The 2784-nt window shown below is 71.0% G+C and carries 4 protein-coding genes; 2 read left to right on the top strand and 2 right to left on the bottom strand.

Translation table 11 applies throughout. The features are described from left to right. The coding region (locus AC1D01_RS28695) for a hypothetical protein (RefSeq protein WP_477872475.1) at positions 1-194 on the bottom strand (194 nt) is incomplete at its 3' end. Between the two features lie 133 nt (positions 195-327). Between AC1D01_RS28695 and AC1D01_RS28690 the strand changes: the two genes are divergently transcribed. Together AC1D01_RS28690 and AC1D01_RS28685 are read left to right on the top strand one after the other, a co-directional pair. Beyond that, a complete protein-coding gene (locus AC1D01_RS28690; RefSeq protein WP_477872473.1) occupies positions 328-1332 on the top strand; it encodes a fumarylacetoacetate hydrolase family protein in 1005 nt (334 codons plus the stop codon). A gap of 17 nt (positions 1333-1349) precedes the next feature. Continuing rightward, positions 1350-2183 carry a tetratricopeptide repeat protein gene (locus AC1D01_RS28685; RefSeq protein WP_477872471.1) on the top strand — a complete coding sequence of 278 codons (834 nt, stop codon included), beginning with the start codon at positions 1350-1352 and terminating at the stop codon, positions 2181-2183. 15 nt (positions 2184-2198) lie between these two features. On the opposite strand, the gene AC1D01_RS28680 is transcribed toward AC1D01_RS28685, so the two are convergent. After that, entirely contained in the window at positions 2199-2612 is a 414-nt protein-coding gene (locus tag AC1D01_RS28680; RefSeq protein ID WP_477872469.1) for a VOC family protein, read from the bottom strand. Positions 2613-2784: the final 172 nt, after the last annotated feature.

Here is a 2784-nt window from a genome sequence, read left to right as displayed (position 1 = left end):
GGGCGAGGCTTGGGCTCGGTTCGCACCGAGGCGTCCCGGCGCAGGGGGGCCGGGGCCGGCGGCGGGGTGACCACGGCGGCCACCGCAGCCGCCTCGACCGAGCGAACCTGCATCGCCGACACCACCAGGTCGGAGCGCCGGGCCGACGCGCCGCCCGCAACGCCCTGCCAGGCGGCGGCGTGCATCAGCAGCACGAGAGACAGGGCGGTGAGGGGGGGCAGGATTCGCAAAGGGACGGGCGACGGGCAGTCAAGTTGGGGGGATGGGAGGCAGATGGGGATCGTTCAGGCATCGACAATACGGCAAACCGCATCCTACGGACACCCGATGAAACTCGCCACCTACAAGGACGGCTCGCGCGACGGCCAGCTGGTCGTCGTCTCGCGCGACCTGAGCACCGCCCACTACGCCACCGGCATCGCCACGCGCCTGCAGCAGGTGCTGGACGACTGGAACTTCCTGTCGCCGCAGCTCGAGGATCTTTACGTGACGCTGAACCACGGCAAGGCGCGCCATGCCTTCCCGTTCGAGCCGAAGCAGTGCGCCGCGCCGCTGCCGCGCGCCTACCAGTGGGCCGACGGCTCGGCCTTCATCAACCACGTCGAGCTGGTGCGCAAGGCGCGCAACGCCGAGGTGCCGGAGAGCTTCTACACCGACCCGCTGATGTACCAGGGCGGCAGCGACGACTTCATCGGCGCCTGCGACGACATCGTCGTGCCGAGCGAGAAGATGGGCATCGACTTCGAGGCCGAGGTCGCGGTCGTCACCGGCGACGTGCCGATGGGCACCCCGCCGGAGCAGGCGCTGGAGGGCATCCGGCTGCTGATGCTGGCCAACGACGTGTCGCTGCGCCACCTGATCCCGGCCGAGCTGGCCAAGGGCTTCGGCTTCTTCCAGAGCAAGCCGGCGACCGCGTTCAGCCCGGTCGCGGTGACGCCCGACGAGCTGGGCGGCGCCTGGAAGGGCGGGCGCGTGCACCTGCCGCTGCAGAGCACCTGGAACGGCAAGAAGGTCGGGCTGTGCGATGCCGGCGAGGAAATGACCTTCCACTTCGGCCAGCTGATCGCCCACATCTGCAAGACGCGCAACGTGCGCGCCGGCAGCATCGTCGGCAGCGGCACGGTCAGCAACAAGGACTGGTCGCGCGGCTACAGCTGCATCGCCGAGAAGCGCGCGATCGAGACCATCGAATCGGGCGAGCCGCAGACGGAGTTCATGCAGTTCGGCGACACGATCCGCATCGAGATGAAGGGGCTCGACGGGCATTCGCTGTTCGGTGCGATCGACCAGCAGGTGCGGCAGGGTGGCGGCACGTCCGACGCGGCGGACTGATCTGGGGAACTGACGCGATGGACATCCGCTCGCTCTGGGATTTCGACGACCCGGCGGCCTCGGAGGCGCTGTTCCGCCGCCTGCTCGCCGATGCGCAAGGTGACGACGCGCTGTCGCTGCGAACGCAGATCGCGCGCACGCACAGCCTGCGGCGGCAGTTCACCGAGGCCCATGCCGAACTCGATGCAATGCTGCAGGCGCTGGACGTGGCGGGCGCCGAACCGCGGGTGCGCCACCTGCTGGAACGCGGCCGCACGCTGCGCTCAGCCGGCGAGCGCCAGCAGGCGAGGCCGCTGTTCGCGCAGGCGGTCGATAGTGCACGCGCCGCGCGGCTCGATGAGCTGTTGGTGGACGCGATGCACATGCTCGCGCTCGTCGAGCCGGACACGGCTGACCAGCTGGCCTGGAACGACCGCGCACTGGCCGTCGCACTGGCATCGGACGAAGCCAACGCCCGCGCCTGGGAAGGTTCGCTGGCCAACAACATCGGGATGAGCCTGCACGGCGCCGGCCGTTTCGACGAGGCGCTGGCGAGCTTCCGGCAGGCGCTCGCGGCGCGCGAGCGTGACGGTCGCCCCGCGCAGGTGCGGATTGCGCAGTGGATGGTGGCGTGGACGCTGCGCGCGATGAGGCGCCACGCCGAGGCACTGGTCCTGCAGCAACGGCTGGAGCGGGAGTGGGCTGCCGCGGGCGAGGTGGACGGCTGGGTCTATGCCGAGCTGGGTGAGAACCTCGCCGCACTCGGCCGCGGGCCAGAGGCGGGGCCGTGGTTCAGCCGCGCGATCGATGCGCTGGGGAACGACCTGCCGGATCCGGACACCCTGGCGCGGTGGCGCCGTGTCGTCGGTTGAGCGCCCATCCGGGACTCACTGGTCGTAGACGGTGTCCAGCGACCGGAACCCCTTGACCTCGATCGGGTTGCCCGACGGGTCGCGGAAGAACATCGTCCACTGCTCGCCGGGCTGGTTCTCGAAGCGCACGCCCGGCGGCAGCACGAATGACGTGCCGGCGGCCTGCAGCCGCTGCGCCAGCGCCTGCCAGTCGGGCAGCTCCAGCACCACGCCCAGGTGCGGCATCGGCACCAGGTGGGCACCGACGCGGCCGGTGTCGGTGGTCGCGAACGGCTCGCCCAGGTGCAGCGACAGCTGGTGGCCGAAGAAGTCGAAGTCGACCCAGGTGTCGGTGCTGCGGCCCTCGCGGCAGCCGAGCACGCCGCCGTAGAAGCGGCGCGCGGCATCGAGGTCGGTGACGTGGAAGGCGAGGTGAAACAGGCTGCGCATGGTGTGGCGGATTCTCGCGCAGCTTGGCTACAGTCGCAGCCATGACGCCTTCCACCCTCGCCCTCGCGCGCCGGCTGCTCGCCGCCCTCCCGTTGCTGTGGTTCGCCGCCGCCGCGCCCGCGCAGGAGTCCGACCCGGCCTGCGCGCAGCAGGCCGCCGCGCAGGCGGCGCG

The organism is Rhizobacter sp. P3_B12, from assembly GCF_056402895.1.
Note: the sequence above shows the minus strand (reverse complement) of the source record. Positions and strands in the feature narration are given on the sequence as shown.